The sequence below is a fragment of the Micromonospora sp. WMMC264 genome (assembly GCF_027497275.1).
GTDB lineage: Bacteria > Actinomycetota > Actinomycetes > Mycobacteriales > Micromonosporaceae > Micromonospora > Micromonospora chalcea.
The window spans coordinates 4,550,572-4,565,289 of the sequence record NZ_CP114907.1 but is presented as its reverse complement, the minus strand read 5'-3'; the positions used below and the strand labels follow the sequence as shown (position 1 = coordinate 4,565,289).

Genomic DNA, 14,718 nt, shown 5'->3' with positions numbered 1-14,718 from the left:
TGAAGGGGAATGGCATGACGGAACGGGTCGAGGGCCACGGCGGCGATCTGGCGCTCGCGGCACTGCGCGCGCACGGCGTACGGGAGATGTTCACGCTCTCCGGCGGGCACGTCTTCCCGCTCTACGACGCCGCCCACAAGGCGGGCTTCCCCCTCTACGACGTGCGGCACGAGCAGTCCGCCGTGTTCGCCGCCGAGGCGGTGGCCAAGCTCCAGCGCCGCCCCGGCCTGGCCGTGCTCACCGCCGGCCCCGGCGTCACCAACGGCGTCTCCGGCCTGACCAGCGCGTTCTTCAACGCCTCGCCGGTGCTGGTGCTCGGCGGGCGGGCCCCGCAGTTCCGCTGGGGCTCGGGCAGCCTCCAGGAGATGGACCACCTGCCGCTGGTCGCGCCGGTGACCAAGCACGCCGAGACGGTGTTCAGCGCCGACGACATCCCGCGCGCGGTGTCGGCGGCGCTGACCACCGCGCTCACCCCGCACCGCGGCCCGGTGTTCCTGGACTTCCCGCTGGAGGCGGTCTTCTCGGTCGGTGACGCCGACCTGCCGGCGGTCACGCCGCCGGCACCGATCGAGCCGGACCCGGACGAGGTCGCGAAGGCGGCCCGCCTGATCGCCGGCGCGTCCCGGCCGGTGATCATCGCCGGCTCCGACGTGTACGCGGGCGACGCCGTCGAGGCGCTGCGTGCCGCCGCCGAGTCGCTGCGGGTGCCGGTGTTCACGAACGGGATGGGCCGGGGCGCGCTGCCGCCGGAGCACCCGCTCGCGTTCGCCAAGGCCCGCCGGGTCGCGCTCAAGGGCGCCGACGTGGTCGTGGTGATCGGCACCCCGCTGGACTTCCGGCTCTCCTTCGGCGACTTCGGCGACGCCCAGGTGGTGCACGTGGTGGACGCGCCCAGCCAGCGGGCCGGGCACGTGCAGCCGGCCGCCGCGCCCGCCGGTGACCTGCGGCTGATCCTCGGCGCGTTCGCCGACCACACCGGTGACCGGGCCGACCACGCCGACTGGATCGCCGAGCTGCGTACCGCCGAGGACGCGGCGAAGGCCCGCGACGCCGAGGAGATGGCCGCCGAGAGCGACCCGATCCGCCCGGCCCGGATCTACGGCGAGCTGCGCAAGGTGCTCGCCCCGGACGCCGTCACCATCGGCGACGGCGGCGACTTCGTGTCGTACGCCGGGCGCTACCTGGAGCCGGCCCAGCCCGGCACCTGGCTCGACCCCGGCCCGTACGGGTGCCTCGGCACCGGCATGGGCTACGCGATGGGCGCCCGGATCAGCCACCCGGACCGGCAGATCTGCGTGCTGATGGGCGACGGCGCGGCCGGCTTCTCGCTGATGGACGTGGAGTCGCTGGTCCGGCAGAAGCTGCCGGTGGTGATCGTGGTCGGCAACAACGGCATCTGGGGGCTGGAGAAGCACCCGATGCGGGCGATGTACGGCTACGACGTGGCCGCCGACCTCCAGCCCGGGCTGCGCTACGACAAGGTGGTCGAGGGGCTCGGCGGCGGGGGCGAGACGGTGGAGAAGGCGGCCGACCTCGGGCCCGCGCTGGGGCGCGCGTTCGACTCGGGCGTGCCGTACCTGGTGAACGTGCTGACCGACCCGGCTGACGCGTACCCCCGGTCGTCGAACCTGGCCTGACCGCGGCGCGTGCGGGGCCGTCCGCCGGGTGACCGGCGGGCGGCCCGCGGCGCGTGTCAGACCTCGGGGCGGTCCCGGTCGTCCGGGCGGCGCAGCTCCTCCTCGCGGCGGCGCAGGTCCTCCTCCCACAGCCGCAGCCGTTCCTGGTCCTCGCGGCGGGACCGCTCGTCGAGCGAGGCGAGGAACTCCGGGTCGTCGTCCGGGGCGAGCGGGCGACCGGCCGGGGCGGCGGGCCGGGCCGCGCCGGTGACGCCGGTGGTTCCGGCCGGGCGCTCGCGGCCCACCAGGAACCAGGCGATCGAGCCGACCAGCGGGAAGAACAGAATGATCAGCACCCAGATCATCCGGGGCAGCGCCTTGACCTTCTCCTCGTCGGCGGAGAGGCAACTGATCAGCGCGACGACCGCGAGGACGACCTGAACCAGGAAGAGCAGCACGTAGAGGCGGGCCATGCCCCATGATGGCTCACCCGCGCACGTCAGCGCACCCCGCCCAGCACGTGCGCCACGCCGAGCGCCGCAAGTCCGGCCGCCCCGATCGCGGTCAGCGGCACGGACCAGCTGTCGAACCGCCGCGGCCCTGCGCCGGTGGCCCGGTGCCACGTCACCACGAGCACGGCGAGCCAGACCAGGAGCGCTGCTCCGGTCAGCAGCGCGTCGAGGATCCGGCCGGTGAACGCCAGCCGGAGCTGCAGCAGCAGCACCGCGGTCAGCGTGAGCAGCGTCCGCCGCCAGGCCAGCCGGGTACGTTCGGGTTGCAGGCCGGGGTCGCGGGTCATCCCGCGCCACCCAGCAGCACGGCGGCCACCAGCAGCAGCGCGCCGATCGCGACGATCAGCGCCAGCACGGCCGGGAAGCGGGATGCGGGCAGTTCCTCGTCCAGCCGCATGGCCCGTTCGGTGCGCGCCCAGTGGTCGACCGCCCGGATCGAGACGGTCGCGCCGAGCAGCAGCAGCGCGATCGCGAGCGCCTCGCGCAGGTGGGCCAGGCGCAGCGGCGGGAGGAACTGCGCCGCGGCGAGCCCGCCCGCCACCAGCGCCAGGCCGGTACGCAGCCAGGCCAGGAACGTCCGTTCGTTCGCCAGCGAGAAGCGGTAGTCCGGCGGGTTGCCGACCGAACGCAGCTCACGCGGGTCGAACCAGTTCTTGATCGACTCCCACACGCTGCCGATTATCCGCTTTGCCCCGCGCCTAGCCTGGGGGGATGACCGATCTTGACGCGCGTGAGCTGCGCGCCGCCTACGACGCACAGATCCGACCGGAGCTGCCGGACCCGCTGCCGGACGGGGTGACGGTGGAGCGCGACGGCCCGCTGTTCCGCGTGCTCGGCCTCGACCACCGCGGCTTCCTCACCTACCGGACGCTGGACGGCCTGGCCGGCGCCGAGCTGGACGCGCTGATCGCCCGGCAGGTCGAGGTCTTCCGGGCCCGGGGCGAGTCGGTCGAGTGGAAGCTCGCCGGTCACGACGAGCCGGCCGACCTGGGCGACCGGCTGCGCGCCGCCGGCTTCGTACCGGAGGACCAGGAGACCGTGGTGGTCGGGCCGGTCGCGCCGCTCGCCGCCGCCGTTCCGGTGCTCCCCGAGGGGGTACGCCTGCGCGAGGTCACCAGCCGGGCCGACCTGGAGCGCATCGCCGCCATGGAGGAGGAGGTCTGGCGGGAGGACCGCAGCCACCTGGTGTACGGGCTGGCCCGGGAGATCGAGGCCGATCCGCAGTCGATCACGATCGTGGTGGCCGAGGCCGGGGAGACGGTGGTCAGCGCCGGCTGGATCCGCTACCAGCGCGGCACCGGCTTCGCCAGCCTCTGGGGCGGCTCGACGCTGCCGCAGTGGCGCAAGAAGGGCATCTACCGGGCGCTCGTGGCGTACCGGGCGCGGCTGGCGCAGCAGCGCGGCAAGACGCTGCTGCAGGTGGACTGCTCGCCGGACAGCCGGCCCATCCTGGAGCGGCTCGGACTCGTTGCGGTCACCACCTCCACGCCGTACGTCTACACTCCGTGATCATGGAACGGTTGACGGCGGACGAGCGGCTCACCCTGAAGACCGGCGCGTTCGGCGCGGTCTTCCTGGTCTCCAACGCCGTACCCGGGGTGCTGGCGATGGTGCGGGAGAGCTTCGCCGCCTCCGGCGCGCTCGCCGAGGTGGGGGGCGTGGTCAAGGAGGCGCTCACCACCGGCCCGCTGCCGCAGCTGCCCCGGGACTCGGCCCTGGAGGTCGAGTCCGTGGTGCTGCCCGCGCTGGGCCGGTCGATGGAGATCCTCCGGGCCAAGTCGCCCGCCGACGCCGAGACGTACCGGTCGGTGGTGCTGGCCGCCGCGGAGCGGGTGGCGCAGGCGCACCGGGGGATCGAGCCCGCCGAAGCGGCGGCGATCGAGAAGATCACGCAGGCGCTGGCCGGATCGGTCTGATGCCGGTGACCTGCGTCACTGCGGGCGGCCGGGGCCGTCATGCTACTTGCGGGTAACATTGCGCTCGTGGGGAAGTGCACAGCTGCCCGCGGTTGACCCACGTTCCGTCACGCGGGAGGCTGCGCCCGTGACCGGGCGAGTGATCGCTACACCAAACAGGAGGGTCGTCGAAGCGCGATGAATATCGTCGTACTCGTCAAGCAGGTGCCTGATTCGGGCGCGGACCGCAGCCTGCGTTCTGACGACAACACCGTCGACCGCGGTTCGGCGAACAACGTGATCAATGAGATGGACGAGTACGCCATCGAAGAGGCGTTGAAGATCAAGGAAGCGCATGGTGGTGAGGTCACCATCCTGACGATGGGTCCGGACCGGGCGACCGAGTCGATCCGTAAGGCGTTGTCGATGGGCCCGGACAAGGCCGTGCATGTGGTGGATGACGCGCTGCACGGTTCCTGCGCGGTGGCGACCTCGAAGGTCCTCGCCGCGGCGCTCGGGCAGTTGAACGCCGACCTGGTCCTGTGCGGTGCGGAGTCGACCGACGGCCGGGTGCAGGTGATGCCGCACATGATCGCCGAGCGGCTGGGTGTGGCCGCCCTGACCGGCGCGCGGAAGCTCACCGTGGACGGGTCGACGCTGACGGTGGAGCGGCAGACCGAGGAGGGCTACGAGGTGGTGACCGCCTCGACCCCGGCCGTGGTCTCCGTCTGGGACACGATCAACGAGCCGCGGTACCCGTCGTTCAAGGGCATCATGGCGGCGAAGAAGAAGCCGGTGCAGACGCTCTCCCTGGGCGACCTGGGCGTGGCCCCGGCGGAGGTGGGCTTCGACGGCGCCACCAGCGCGGTGGTGGAGCACTCCAAGCGCCCGCCGCGTTCCGGCGGCGAGAAGATCACCGACGAGGGCGACGGCGGCGTGAAGCTGGTCGAGTTCCTCGCCTCCGAGAAGTTCGTGTGAGAGGTCACTGACATGTCTGAGGTTCTCGTCGTCGTCGAAGCCACCCGGGAGTTCGGCGTCAAGAAGGTCACCCTCGAGATGCTCACCCTCGCCCGCGAGCTGGGCACCCCGAGCGCCGTCGTGCTCGGTGGTCCTGGTGCCGCCGAGGCGCTGAGCGGCAAGCTGGGCGAGTACGGGGCGGAGAAGATCTACGCGGCCGAGGGTGAGGAGATCGACGGCTACCTGGTCGCCCCGAAGGCGACTGTGGTCGCCGACCTCGTCGCGCGGGTGCAGCCGGCGGCGGTGCTGCTGGCTTCGTCGCAGGAGGGCAAGGAGATCGCCGCGCGGCTGGCGGTGAAGCTGGACAACGGCATCCTGACCGACGTGGTCGGCCTGGCCGCCGACGGCACCGCCACCCAGGTGGCGTTCGCCGGGTCCACCATCGTCAAGGCGAAGGTCACCAAGGGTCTGCCGCTGGTCACCGTTCGGCCGAACTCGCTGAACCCGGTCCCGGCCGCGGCCAGCCCGGCGGTGGAGCAGCTCACCGTTTCGGTCACCGACGCGGACAAGCTCGCCAAGGTCGTGGAGCGGGTCGCCGAGCAGAAGGGCTCCCGCCCGGAGCTGACGGAGGCGTCGGTGGTCGTGTCCGGCGGGCGGGGTGTCGGCAACGCCGACAACTTCAAGCTGGTCGAGGAGATCGCCGACCTGCTCGGCGGCGCGGTCGGCGCGTCCCGCGCGGCAGTCGACTCCGGCTACTACCCGCACCAGTTCCAGGTCGGCCAGACCGGCAAGACCGTGTCTCCGCAGTTGTATGTCGCGCTGGGTATCTCCGGGGCGATCCAGCACCGGGCCGGCATGCAGACCTCGAAGACCATCGTCGCGGTCAACAAGGACGCCGAAGCGCCGATCTTCGAACTCGCCGACTACGGCGTGGTCGGCGACCTGTTCAAGGTCGTCCCCCAGGCCGCCGAGGAGATCCGCAAGCGCAAGTGAGCGTCGCGTGAAAAGGCCGCCGCCCGGTGCACCGGGCGGCGGCCTTTCTCGTAGGGAGCTGATCGGCGGGCCGGGGAGCTGAGCCGGCCCGCCGATCAGCCCGTCAGGGTGCCCCTCAGCAGGCTGTCGCCGGAGTGGCCGGGCTTGTTGTCGTACTGCTCCGCGCTGACGTCGACAACGGTGTAGGTGCGCAGGTCGACGTTCGGGGGGATCGGCAGCAGCGCGTCCCCCGAACCGTTGCTCAGCGTACCCACGGAGAACATCTTCATCGTGTTCGGATCGATCAGCCAGACCTCGTAGTACCCCGGAACGCTCGGGAGATTCGCCACGTGCAGATGCAATCGATTGTCACCGAGCACCCGGGCGTCGCCGGAGGCGTCCTTCGGCGTCGAGCCGAACGCGGCGAGCGGCGCGCTGGCCACCACCGGCGGGTCGGGGTCGGCCGGCTCGCCACCGCCGCCGCCGAGCACCGCGGCCGTGCCGGCCACGCCGATCACCGCGGCGGCGGTGGCGGTGACCGCCGTGGTCGCCCACCCCGGCCAGCGCCGGCTCCGCCGCGGACGACGTGCCACCACGGGTACGGCAGCCGGCTCCACCGGGTCGGCCGGGCGCGGCAGGCGCCGCTCGGTCAACGCCGGCAGCTCCTCGGCGGCCCGGATCTCGGCCACGATGCCCTGCCAGATGTGCTCCGGCGGGTCGGGCAGCTCCGCCAGGCCCTGCGTGCCCGCGCCGAGCCCGGCGACGTGCTGGAGCGTCTCCATCTCGCCCCGGCAGTGGTCGCAGGTGCCCAGATGGGTGGCCTCGCCGTCAGCCGCCTCGCTCTCACCGAGCGCCAGAAAGACCAGCCGGTCGTGGTCCAGGTGCTGCACCGTCCACCTCCCATCTGCGTTTCAGGCTCTGCATGCCGCGTCTGATGTGACTCTTGACGGTGCCGAGCGGCACTCCGGTCACCGCCGCGATCTGCTGATGTGTCAGGTCGTCGTAGAACGCCAGCTCCAGCATCCGGCGCTGCTCGTCGGGGAGCCGGGCCAGCTCGTCGGCGACCACCAGCCGGTCGACCACCGTGTCCGGGTCGGGGCCGGTGGAGACCGGTTCCGGTAGTTGCTTCACCGTCTCGACCACCCGGGTCTCCCGGGCCGAGGCCCGGATCCGGTCGACCACCTTGCGCCGCCCGATTCCGAGCAGCCAGCCGACCAGTGAGCCTTTCGCCGGGTCGAACGTCTCCCGGCCGAGCCAGGCGGCGACGAACGTCGCCTGGGTCACGTCCTCGGCGTCACTGCGGTTCACGAGCGTCGTGGTGGCCAGGTGCAGCACCGCCCGCCCGTACCTGTCGTACGCCTCTCGCAGGGCCGCCTCGTCGCCGTCGCGGAACCGGGTGGCGAGGTCGTCCTCGCCCGGCGGTTCGGGGCCCTGCCTGGCCGCCGTCACCGGGCGGCTCGCCTTCCGTGGGGCATGCCCGACTGTAACTCCCACAGCCCCCGCCCCACTCTCCCGGTGTGTCCGTCACGACCCTCGTCACCTCTCCTTCGTCGCCGGAGGCTCCGGCGGATGCGCCCGGAGACGGGAAAAAGAAATCGGATCCGGGCGCATCCGGGGGCCACGGAGCCGGCGTAACCCGTTCTGCAAGCCAGGCCTGACGAATCAGCATGAACTACCAGGAGGCAGACAATGCAGTACGCGATGTTCCGTCGGGTCGCCGCGGGCGGCGCGGTGGCCGCCCTCACCTTCGCCGGCGTCGGCGCCGCCACCATGAGCCCGGCCTACGCCGCCTCGTCGAAGGTCTCCGTGGTCCACGGCATTCCGGACACCCCGGTCGACGTGTACGTCAACGGCGAGAAGACGCTGAACAACTTCAAGCCGGGCGACGTGGCCGGCCCGCTCACCCTGCCCGAGGGGGAGTACGACATCGCCCTGACCAAGCCCGGCGAGGCGATCGACAAGGCGATCCTGAAGGTGGACGACGCCGCGGTGCCGGGCGGGGCGAACATCAGCCTCGCCGCGCACCTGAGCGCCGACGGCAACCCGCAGATCACGCCGTTCGTCAACGACGTGTCCAAGGTGGGCGCCGGCAAGGCCCGGCTGATCGTCCGGCACACCGCGGCCGCCCCGGCCGTCGACGTGCGGGCCGGCGGCAAGCCGGTCTTCGAGGACCTGACCAACCCGAAGGAGGCCAAGGCGGACGTGGCCGCCGGCTCGGTGAAGGCGGACGTGGTGCTCGCCGGCACCGACACCGTCGCCATCGGCCCGGCCGACCTGAACCTCAAGGAGGGCACCGCCACCATCGTCTACGCGATCGGCTCGGCCGAGGCGAAGAACCTGAGCGTGGTCGCCCAGACCATCACCGGCCTGCACTCGGCTCCGGGCGGCGTGCCCAGCGGCACCGGCGGCCAGGCCGGCACCGGCGTGGACACCTGGTGGTACGTGCTGGCCGGGGCCGGCGTGCTGCTCCTGGTCGGCGGCGGTGCGCGGGTGGCGGCAACCGCCCGGGCCGGTCGCCGGTGACGGTGCGCAACCGCGGGGCGCTGGCGGCGATGGCCGCCGGCGCCGCCGCGCTCACCCTGGCGGGCGTGGTGGCGTGCGGATCCGAGCCCGCCGAGGACGTCGGCGGCGACGAGGTGACGGACCTGGCCAGTGCCACTCCCACGCCGGCCCCGGCGGCGACCGGCGGCGGTTCGGTTCCGGTGAACCCGGGCACGCTGCCCGCCGGCAGTGAGATCGTGCCGCCGGTGAAGCTCAGCATCCCGCCGATCCGGGTCACCGCCACCGTCAATCCGGTGGGCGTCAACGAGCGCACCGACGAGTTCGAGGTCCCGCCCAGCGTGGACCAGGTCGGCTGGTACCGCTACGGCCCGGGCCTGGAGGCCGACGCCGGCTCGGTGGTGATCGCCGGGCACGTGGACAGCGCCGAGCAGGGCAAGGGCGCGTTCTTCCGGCTGCGCGAGCTGGGCCAGGGCGACAAGCTCACCGCCACCGGCGCGGACGGACGCGAGCGCTCCTACCGGGTGGTGGCCCGGGAGGAGTACCGGAAGTCGAAGATCCCGCTCGAGCGGTACTTCGCGCGCGACGGCAAGCCCCGGCTCACGCTGATCACCTGCGGCGGGCCGTTCGACGCCAAGACCCGCAGCTACCGGGACAACATCGTGGTCACGGCGGTTCCCGCGTGATCGCGGCCGTTCGGTCGTGAGCGGGCCGGACCGCCCCGGGTGGGACGGGGCGGTCCGGCCCCCGGCCGCGGGTTCGCAGGCCGTTAGGCTGAACGGTGATGGCATACCTTGATCATGCGGCGACGACCCCGATGCTGGACGAGGCACTCGAGGCGTACGTCGCGACCGCCCGCGAGGTGGGGAACGCGTCGTCGCTGCACGCGGCGGGCCGCCGTGCCCGGCGGCGGGTGGAGGAGTCCCGCGAGCGGGTGGCCGCCGCGCTCGGCGCCCGGCCCTCCGAGGTGATCTTCACCGGTGGCGGGACGGAGAGCGACAACCTCGCCGTGAAGGGCGTGTTCTGGGCCCGTCGCGCGGCCCGGGCCGACCGGGTCCGGGTGGTCTCCAGCTCGATCGAGCACCACGCCGTACTGGACGCGGTGGACTGGCTGGTCGAGCACGAGGGTGCCCAGGCCGGTCTCCTTCCGGTCGACGCGGTCGGCCGGCTCGACCCGGAGCGGTTGCGCGCCGAGCTGGCCGAGCACGGCGAGCGCGTCGCGGTGGTCACCGCCATGTGGGCCAACAACGAGGTGGGCACCGTCCAGCCGGTCGCCGAGCTGGCCGCTGTCGCCGCCGAGCACGGCGTGCCGTTCCACACCGACGCCATCCAGGCGGTCGGGCAGGTGCCTGTCGACTTCGCCGCCAGCGGCGTGTCCGCGCTCACCGTGACCGGGCACAAGCTCGGCGGGCCGACCGGCGTGGGCGCGCTGCTGCTGGCCCGCGACGTGGCCGCCACCCCGCTGCTGCACGGCGGCGGCCAGGAGCGCGACGTCCGCTCCGGCACGCTGGACACCGCCGGCATCGTCGCGTTCGCGGTCGCCGTCGAGGCCGCGGTGAAGGGCCAGCAGGAGTACGCGGCCCGCGTCGCCGCGCTCCGCGACGAACTGGTCCAGCGGGTCCGGCAGGCGGTCCCCGAGGTGATCTTCAACGGGGACCCGGCCGACCGGCTCCCCGGCAACGCGCACTTCTCCTTCCCCGGCTGCGAGGGGGACGCGCTGCTGCTGCTCCTGGACGCCCAGGGCATCGCCTGCTCCACCGGGTCGGCCTGCTCGGCCGGGGTGGCCCAGCCCTCGCACGTGCTGCTGGCCATGGGCGCGGACGACGACCGGGCCCGGTCCTCGCTGCGCTTCACGCTCGGGCACACCAGCACCGGCGCGGACGTGGACGCGCTGATCGCCGCGCTGCCCGCCGCTGTGGAGCGGGCCCGCCGCGCGGCCGCCCTCCGTACGCCCCGCTGACCCGGATACGCTCGGTGAGGACGAGGGGAGTGGGCCGGTGAGGGTTCTGGCGGCGATGTCGGGCGGGGTGGACTCCGCCGTCGCGGCGGCGCGGGCGGTGGAGGCCGGGCACGACGTGACGGGCGTGCACCTGGCACTGGCCCGCAACCCGCAGACCTACCGCACCGGGGCCCGGGGCTGCTGCACGCTGGAGGACTCCCGGGACGCCCGGCGCGCCGCCGACGTGCTCGGCATCCCGTTCTACGTGTGGGACATGGCCGACCGGTTCCACGACGACGTGGTGGACGACTTCGTGGCCGAGTACGCCGCCGGGCGTACCCCGAATCCCTGCCTGCGCTGCAACGAGAAGATCAAGTTCGCGGCGGTGCTGGACCGGGCCGTGGCCCTGGGCTTCGACGCCGTGGTGACCGGCCACCACGCCCGGCTCGGCGCGGACGGCCTGCTGCGGCGCAGCGTCGACGCGGCCAAGGACCAGTCGTACGTGCTGGCGGTGCTGACCCGCGCGCAGCTCGACCGGTCGATCTTCCCGCTCGGCGACTCGACCAAGGCCGAGGTGCGCGCGGAGGCCGCCCGGCGCGGTCTCGCGGTGGCCGACAAGCCGGACTCGCACGACATCTGCTTCATCGCCGACGGCGACACCCGCGGCTTCCTCGCCGAGCGGCTCGGCGAGGCGCCCGGCCAGGTGGTGGACGCGCTCACCGGCGCGGTGGTGGGCAGCCACAGCGGCGCCTACCAGTACACCGTCGGGCAGCGGCGCGGCCTGCACCTCGACCGCCCGGCGCCGGACGGCCGGCCCCGCTACGTGCTGTCCATCACCCCGACCACGAACACGGTGACGGTCGGCCCGGCCGAGGCGCTGGAGGTCTCCGACGTACGCGCGACCCGCCCGGTGTGGACCGGCGGGCCGCGCCCGGACGGGCCGGTCGAGTGCGAGGTGCAGCTGCGGGCGCACGGCGACGTGGTGCCGGCCGCCGTCGAGGTGGACGCCGACGGCCTGCGCGCGTCGTTGCGCCGCCCGGTCCGGGGTGTCGCCGCCGGCCAGGCGATCGTGGCCTACCGGCCGGACCCGGCCGGCGACGTGGTCCTCGGCTCCGCCACCATCACCGCCGCCTGACCTCGCATCGGCAGCGGATAGGCTGCGGCCGTGACTGAGCAGGCATGGCCCTGGCCCACCGGAGCGGCGACCGGCATCGGGTCGCTGCCCGGCACCGACATCGCCGAGGCGCAGCGGATCGTGCTCGGCGAACTGCCCGCCCTGCCGCACCTGCCCGAGCTGCCCGCCCGGGGACCGGGTGCGGACCTCGTCGGCCGCACCGCCGGCCTGCTCGTCGAACTGCCCGTCGAGCTGTACGCGGCCCGCTGGCGGATCGCCCCGCGCCCCGGCCGTGACCTGCGCCGCGCCCGCGACCTGATGGAACGCGACCTGGACCAGCTCGCCGAGCAGGCCGAGGAGTACGCCGGCCCGGTAAAGGTCCAGGCGGCCGGCCCGTTCACCCTGGCCGCCGCGCTGGAGCTGCCGATCGGCGGCCGGATGCTGCGCGACCCGGGCGCGGTACGCGACCTCGCCGGCTCGCTCGGCGAAGGGTTGCGCGGGCACGTCGAGGCGGTCGCCCGGCGGCTGCCCCGCGCCTCGGTGCTGCTCCAGCTCGACGAGCCGTCCCTGCCGACCGTGCTGGCCGGGCGGGTGCCCACGGAGAGCGGCTTCGGCACCCACCGTCCGGTGGAGACCGAGGTGGCGCGGGGACTGCTGCGCGACGTGATCGACGCGGCGGGCGTACCGGCTCTGGTGCACTGCTGCGCGCCGGACGTACCGCTGGAGCTGATCCGCTCGGCCGGTGCGGTGGGCGTCGCGCTCGACCTGTCGCTGGTCACCGACCTCGACCCGCTCGGCGAGGCGATCGACGCCGGGCTCGGGCTGCTGGCCGGCGCCGCGCCGACGCTGCCGCCGCCGTCCGGCCGGGCGCCGACGTCGGCCCAGGTCGCCGACCGGGTGCGGCGGGTCTGGGACCAGCTCGGCTTCCCCCGCCGCCGGCTGGCCGAGCAGGTGGTGGTCACCCCCGCGTGCGGCCTGGCCGGCGCCACCCCGGCGTACGCCCGCGCGGTGCTCACCGCCTGCCGCGACGCGGGCCGGCGGCTGGCCGAGGACTGACGTTTTTCCGTCGTACCCGCCGGGCACGATGACCGGCATGATTGGACGACTGCGTTCCACAGTGATCGACTGCCCCGATCCGCGCGCGCTCGCCGCCTTCTACTCCGAGCTGCTCGGCCTGCCCGTGGTGGAGGAGAACTCCGACGGCGACGAGTGGGTGGTGCTCGGCGGGCCACCCGGGCACCAGCCGCGGGTGGCCTTCCAGCGGGCGCCGGGCCTGCGCACCCCCGACTGGCCCGACCCGGCCCGGCCGCAGCAGTTCCACCTCGACGTGAGCGTCGACGACATCGAGGCGGCCGAGGAGGCGGCGCTGGCGCTGGGCGCACGGCGGCTACCCGGCGAGGGGGAGGGCTTCCGGGTCTACGCCGACCCGGTCGGCCACCCGTTCTGCCTCTGCTGGGACTGATCTTCCCGGGCTTGCGCGGCGGAGGCATGATCGCCACCGTGACCGCCTCCACCGCCACCGGCCGCGTCGCCGGCTCGCTGTTCGGCCTGGCCTACGGCGACGCCCTGGGCAAGCCGACCGAGTTCCTCACCGTCACCGAGATCGTCCGGCGCTACGGCCCGGGCGGTCCGCGCGAGCTGACCGGCGACCCGGCCCTGGTCACCGACGACACGCAGATGGCGCTCGCAGTGGCGTGGGCGCTGCACGAGGCGCCCGCGTACACGGCCGAGGCGGTGGAGCCGCTGCTGCGGCAGCGCTTCGTCGACTGGTCGGTCAGCCCGGAGAACAACCGCGCGCCCGGCATGACCTGCCTGCGGGCCTGCGCCGAGCTGGCCCGGGGCGCCCGCTGGCAGGAGGCCACAGTCGCCGGCTCGAAGGGCTGCGGCGCGAACATGCGCGTCACCCCGGTCGGGCTGCTCGACGTCGACCTCGACACCATGGCCGGGCTGGCCCAGCTCCAGGCCGGGCTCACTCACGGCCACCCGACCGGGCTGGCGGCGAGCGAGCTGACCGCGTACGCGGTCCGGCTGCTGCGCGACGGCGCGGCGCTGCCCGAGCTGCCCGGCCTGCTCACCGAGCGGGCGCGGGAGCAGCGCACCGTCTACCGGGAGGACTGGCTGGGCGACCTGTGGCAGCGGCCGGGCGAGAGCGACGCGGCCGGGTTCGTCGCCCGCGGCTGGGACGACTGCCTGCGGGTGCTCGACCGGCTGGAGGCGGCACTCGCCCGTCCCGACGACGGCGGCGACCCGTGCCGGTTCACCGGCGAGGGTTGGATCGCCGAGGAGGCGCTCGCCACCGCGCTGCTCTGCGCGTTGCGTCACGCGGACGACCCGGTCGGCGCGCTGGCCCGGGGCGCCACCACGGCCGGTGACTCGGACTCCATCGCCGCGCTGGCCGGCGCGTTCGCCGGTGCCGCGTACGGCATGGCCGCCTGGCCGGCCGGGTGGGCCGACCGGATCGAGTACGCCGGTCAGCTCGCCGCGCTCGCCGACGCGCTCGACGCAGGGGCGTCGCAGCGCTGAGGTCCGGAGGCCGCCGGCGTCAGCCGGTGAGGTGGTTCAGGCGGCGCACGCCCCGCCACAGGTCCGGGTCGCACGTGCCGGCCCGGTCGGCGAACGCGGTGAGCGGCACCGGGATGGGCTCGCTGATGTCCAGGTAGCTGTCGTGGTCGGCGTCCGGGTCCCAGCTCCGGGTCGGGATCGGCAGGTGGTCGTCCCGGTCCGACTTGTCCTGACTGGTGATCTTCAGGACCTCGGCGTCCCCGCCGTCGACCCGCAGCACCAGGCAGGGCCGCACCTTGGAGCCGGTCCCGTCGGCGTAGGGCACGTCCGCCCACCAGATCTCCCCGGGCCGGGGCTCGTCCCGCTTCGTCCGCCCGGCGCCGCGCGGCCGTGGCGGCGCCCCGCCCCGGTCACCCCGTGCGCCGGCGCCGGTCCGGCCACCGCGCCCGGAGCCCGGCCGTCGCCCGTCGGCCCGGCCGCGCGCCCCGGCGGAACGGTCGGCCGACCGGCGGCGCCACTCGTTCCAGAGCCAGCCGGCCGCGACGCAGGCCACGATCACCAGCGCCCAGAGAACCCCGTCGCGCATCAGTACCCGCCTTCCGACCGTTCCCGCACAGCGCCGCCGAGGCGATGGTCGCACGCCCGGGGCCGGACCGCGCGGGGGCGTGACGCGCGCCGGTTCGCCCTGCTCGTGCGGGTGGCCGGACTGTTG

General features: G+C 74.2%; 18 protein-coding genes. 12 read left to right on the top strand and 6 right to left on the bottom strand.

Annotated elements, in window-relative coordinates:
* The first annotated feature begins 14 nt into the window (after window positions 1–14).
* Complete coding sequence (locus O7542_RS19745; RefSeq protein ID WP_281605017.1) at window positions 15–1,637, top strand: acetolactate synthase; 1,623 nt, start codon at window positions 15–17, stop codon at window positions 1,635–1,637.
* Between the two features lie 56 nt (window positions 1,638–1,693).
* Here O7542_RS19745 and O7542_RS19740 read toward each other — a convergent pair whose 3' ends face one another.
* From O7542_RS19740 to O7542_RS19730, 3 genes are read right to left on the bottom strand one after another with little or no spacing between them, the layout of a single operon-like run.
* A complete protein-coding gene (locus O7542_RS19740; RefSeq protein WP_043326070.1) occupies window positions 1,694–2,089 on the bottom strand; it encodes a PLD nuclease N-terminal domain-containing protein in 396 nt (131 codons plus the stop codon).
* Window positions 2,090–2,115: 26 nt separating this feature from the next.
* Window positions 2,116–2,415 (bottom strand): DUF202 domain-containing protein, encoded by a 300-nt coding sequence (locus O7542_RS19735; RefSeq protein ID WP_281605016.1) that lies wholly within the window; start codon window positions 2,413–2,415, stop codon window positions 2,116–2,118.
* Window positions 2,412–2,798 (bottom strand): DUF202 domain-containing protein, encoded by a 387-nt coding sequence (locus O7542_RS19730; protein WP_030500920.1) that lies wholly within the window; start codon window positions 2,796–2,798, stop codon window positions 2,412–2,414. The genes O7542_RS19735 and O7542_RS19730 overlap by 4 nt, the downstream gene beginning before the upstream one ends.
* A gap of 41 nt (window positions 2,799–2,839) precedes the next feature.
* On the opposite strand from O7542_RS19730, the gene O7542_RS19725 reads away from it, so the two are divergent.
* From O7542_RS19725 to O7542_RS19710, 4 genes are all read left to right on the top strand, one after another.
* Complete coding sequence (locus tag O7542_RS19725) at window positions 2,840–3,637, top strand: GNAT family N-acetyltransferase (protein ID WP_030500919.1); 798 nt, start codon at window positions 2,840–2,842, stop codon at window positions 3,635–3,637.
* Between the two features lie 2 nt (window positions 3,638–3,639).
* Window positions 3,640–4,044, top strand: a complete 405-nt coding sequence (locus tag O7542_RS19720) for a hypothetical protein (RefSeq protein WP_030500918.1) — start codon at window positions 3,640–3,642, stop codon at window positions 4,042–4,044.
* Between the two features lie 177 nt (window positions 4,045–4,221).
* On the top strand, window positions 4,222–5,001 hold the full coding sequence (locus tag O7542_RS19715) for an electron transfer flavoprotein subunit beta/FixA family protein (protein ID WP_281605015.1): 780 nt from the start codon (window positions 4,222–4,224) through the stop codon (window positions 4,999–5,001).
* Window positions 5,002–5,013: 12 nt separating this feature from the next.
* Window positions 5,014–5,973 carry an electron transfer flavoprotein subunit alpha/FixB family protein gene (locus tag O7542_RS19710; protein WP_281605014.1) on the top strand — a complete coding sequence of 320 codons (960 nt, stop codon included), beginning with the start codon at window positions 5,014–5,016 and terminating at the stop codon, window positions 5,971–5,973.
* 95 nt (window positions 5,974–6,068) lie between these two features.
* On the opposite strand, the gene O7542_RS19705 is transcribed toward O7542_RS19710, so the two are convergent.
* Both O7542_RS19705 and O7542_RS19700 read right to left on the bottom strand, forming a co-directional pair.
* Window positions 6,069–6,842 (bottom strand): anti-sigma factor, encoded by a 774-nt coding sequence (locus O7542_RS19705; RefSeq protein WP_064446974.1) that lies wholly within the window; start codon window positions 6,840–6,842, stop codon window positions 6,069–6,071.
* Window positions 6,796–7,401: a sigma-70 family RNA polymerase sigma factor gene (locus tag O7542_RS19700; RefSeq protein ID WP_013284457.1), complete on the bottom strand. Its 606-nt coding sequence runs from the start codon at window positions 7,399–7,401 to the stop codon at window positions 6,796–6,798. Before O7542_RS19700 ends, O7542_RS19705 begins: the two co-directional genes overlap by 47 nt.
* Before the next feature lie 240 nt (window positions 7,402–7,641).
* Here O7542_RS19700 and O7542_RS19695 point away from each other — a divergent pair, with 240 nt between their 5' ends.
* The 7 genes from O7542_RS19695 to O7542_RS19665 all read left to right on the top strand — a co-directional run bounded on the left by O7542_RS19695 (window position 7,642) and on the right by O7542_RS19665 (window position 14,027).
* Entirely contained in the window at window positions 7,642–8,475 is an 834-nt protein-coding gene (locus O7542_RS19695; RefSeq protein WP_069087611.1) for a DUF4397 domain-containing protein, read from the top strand.
* The gene (locus O7542_RS19690; RefSeq protein ID WP_140946259.1) at window positions 8,472–9,137 is read left to right on the top strand and encodes a class F sortase; all 666 of its coding nucleotides are present in this window, start codon (window positions 8,472–8,474) and stop codon (window positions 9,135–9,137) included. The genes O7542_RS19695 and O7542_RS19690 overlap by 4 nt, the downstream gene beginning before the upstream one ends.
* A gap of 98 nt (window positions 9,138–9,235) precedes the next feature.
* Complete coding sequence (locus O7542_RS19685) at window positions 9,236–10,411, top strand: cysteine desulfurase family protein (protein ID WP_281605013.1); 1,176 nt, start codon at window positions 9,236–9,238, stop codon at window positions 10,409–10,411.
* A gap of 37 nt (window positions 10,412–10,448) precedes the next feature.
* A complete protein-coding gene (gene mnmA, locus O7542_RS19680; protein WP_013284461.1) occupies window positions 10,449–11,525 on the top strand; it encodes a tRNA 2-thiouridine(34) synthase MnmA in 1,077 nt (358 codons plus the stop codon).
* A 30-nt stretch (window positions 11,526–11,555) separates the two neighbouring features.
* Entirely contained in the window at window positions 11,556–12,560 is a 1,005-nt protein-coding gene (locus O7542_RS19675; protein ID WP_281605012.1) for a methionine synthase, read from the top strand.
* 37 nt (window positions 12,561–12,597) lie between these two features.
* Window positions 12,598–12,966, top strand: a complete 369-nt coding sequence (locus O7542_RS19670; RefSeq protein ID WP_281605011.1) for a VOC family protein — start codon at window positions 12,598–12,600, stop codon at window positions 12,964–12,966.
* Between the two features lie 26 nt (window positions 12,967–12,992).
* Window positions 12,993–14,027 carry an ADP-ribosylglycohydrolase family protein gene (locus O7542_RS19665; RefSeq protein WP_043326052.1) on the top strand — a complete coding sequence of 345 codons (1,035 nt, stop codon included), beginning with the start codon at window positions 12,993–12,995 and terminating at the stop codon, window positions 14,025–14,027.
* Window positions 14,028–14,046: 19 nt separating this feature from the next.
* On the opposite strand, the gene O7542_RS19660 is transcribed toward O7542_RS19665, so the two are convergent.
* Entirely contained in the window at window positions 14,047–14,592 is a 546-nt protein-coding gene (locus O7542_RS19660) for a type II toxin-antitoxin system PemK/MazF family toxin (protein ID WP_043326050.1), read from the bottom strand.
* Window positions 14,593–14,718: the final 126 nt, after the last annotated feature.

Bases quoted from the DNA above. Each gene is read 5' to 3' on its own strand.
- O7542_RS19745 (WP_281605017.1), top strand. From the start codon at position 15: ATGACGGAACGGGTCGAGGGCCACGGCGGCGATCTGGCGCTCGCGGCA.
- O7542_RS19740 (WP_043326070.1), bottom strand. From the start codon at position 2,089: ATGGCCCGCCTCTACGTGCTGCTCTTCCTGGTTCAGGTCGTCCTCGCG.
- O7542_RS19735 (WP_281605016.1), bottom strand. From the start codon at position 2,415: ATGACCCGCGACCCCGGCCTGCAACCCGAACGTACCCGGCTGGCCTGG.
- O7542_RS19725 (WP_030500919.1), top strand. From the start codon at position 2,840: ATGACCGATCTTGACGCGCGTGAGCTGCGCGCCGCCTACGACGCACAG.
- O7542_RS19720 (WP_030500918.1), top strand. From the start codon at position 3,640: ATGGAACGGTTGACGGCGGACGAGCGGCTCACCCTGAAGACCGGCGCG.
- O7542_RS19715 (WP_281605015.1), top strand. From the start codon at position 4,222: ATGAATATCGTCGTACTCGTCAAGCAGGTGCCTGATTCGGGCGCGGAC.
- O7542_RS19710 (WP_281605014.1), top strand. From the start codon at position 5,014: ATGTCTGAGGTTCTCGTCGTCGTCGAAGCCACCCGGGAGTTCGGCGTC.
- O7542_RS19695 (WP_069087611.1), top strand. From the start codon at position 7,642: ATGCAGTACGCGATGTTCCGTCGGGTCGCCGCGGGCGGCGCGGTGGCC.
- O7542_RS19685 (WP_281605013.1), top strand. From the start codon at position 9,236: ATGGCATACCTTGATCATGCGGCGACGACCCCGATGCTGGACGAGGCA.
- O7542_RS19670 (WP_281605011.1), top strand. From the start codon at position 12,598: ATGATTGGACGACTGCGTTCCACAGTGATCGACTGCCCCGATCCGCGC.
- O7542_RS19665 (WP_043326052.1), top strand. From the start codon at position 12,993: ATGATCGCCACCGTGACCGCCTCCACCGCCACCGGCCGCGTCGCCGGC.
- O7542_RS19660 (WP_043326050.1), bottom strand. From the start codon at position 14,592: ATGCGCGACGGGGTTCTCTGGGCGCTGGTGATCGTGGCCTGCGTCGCG.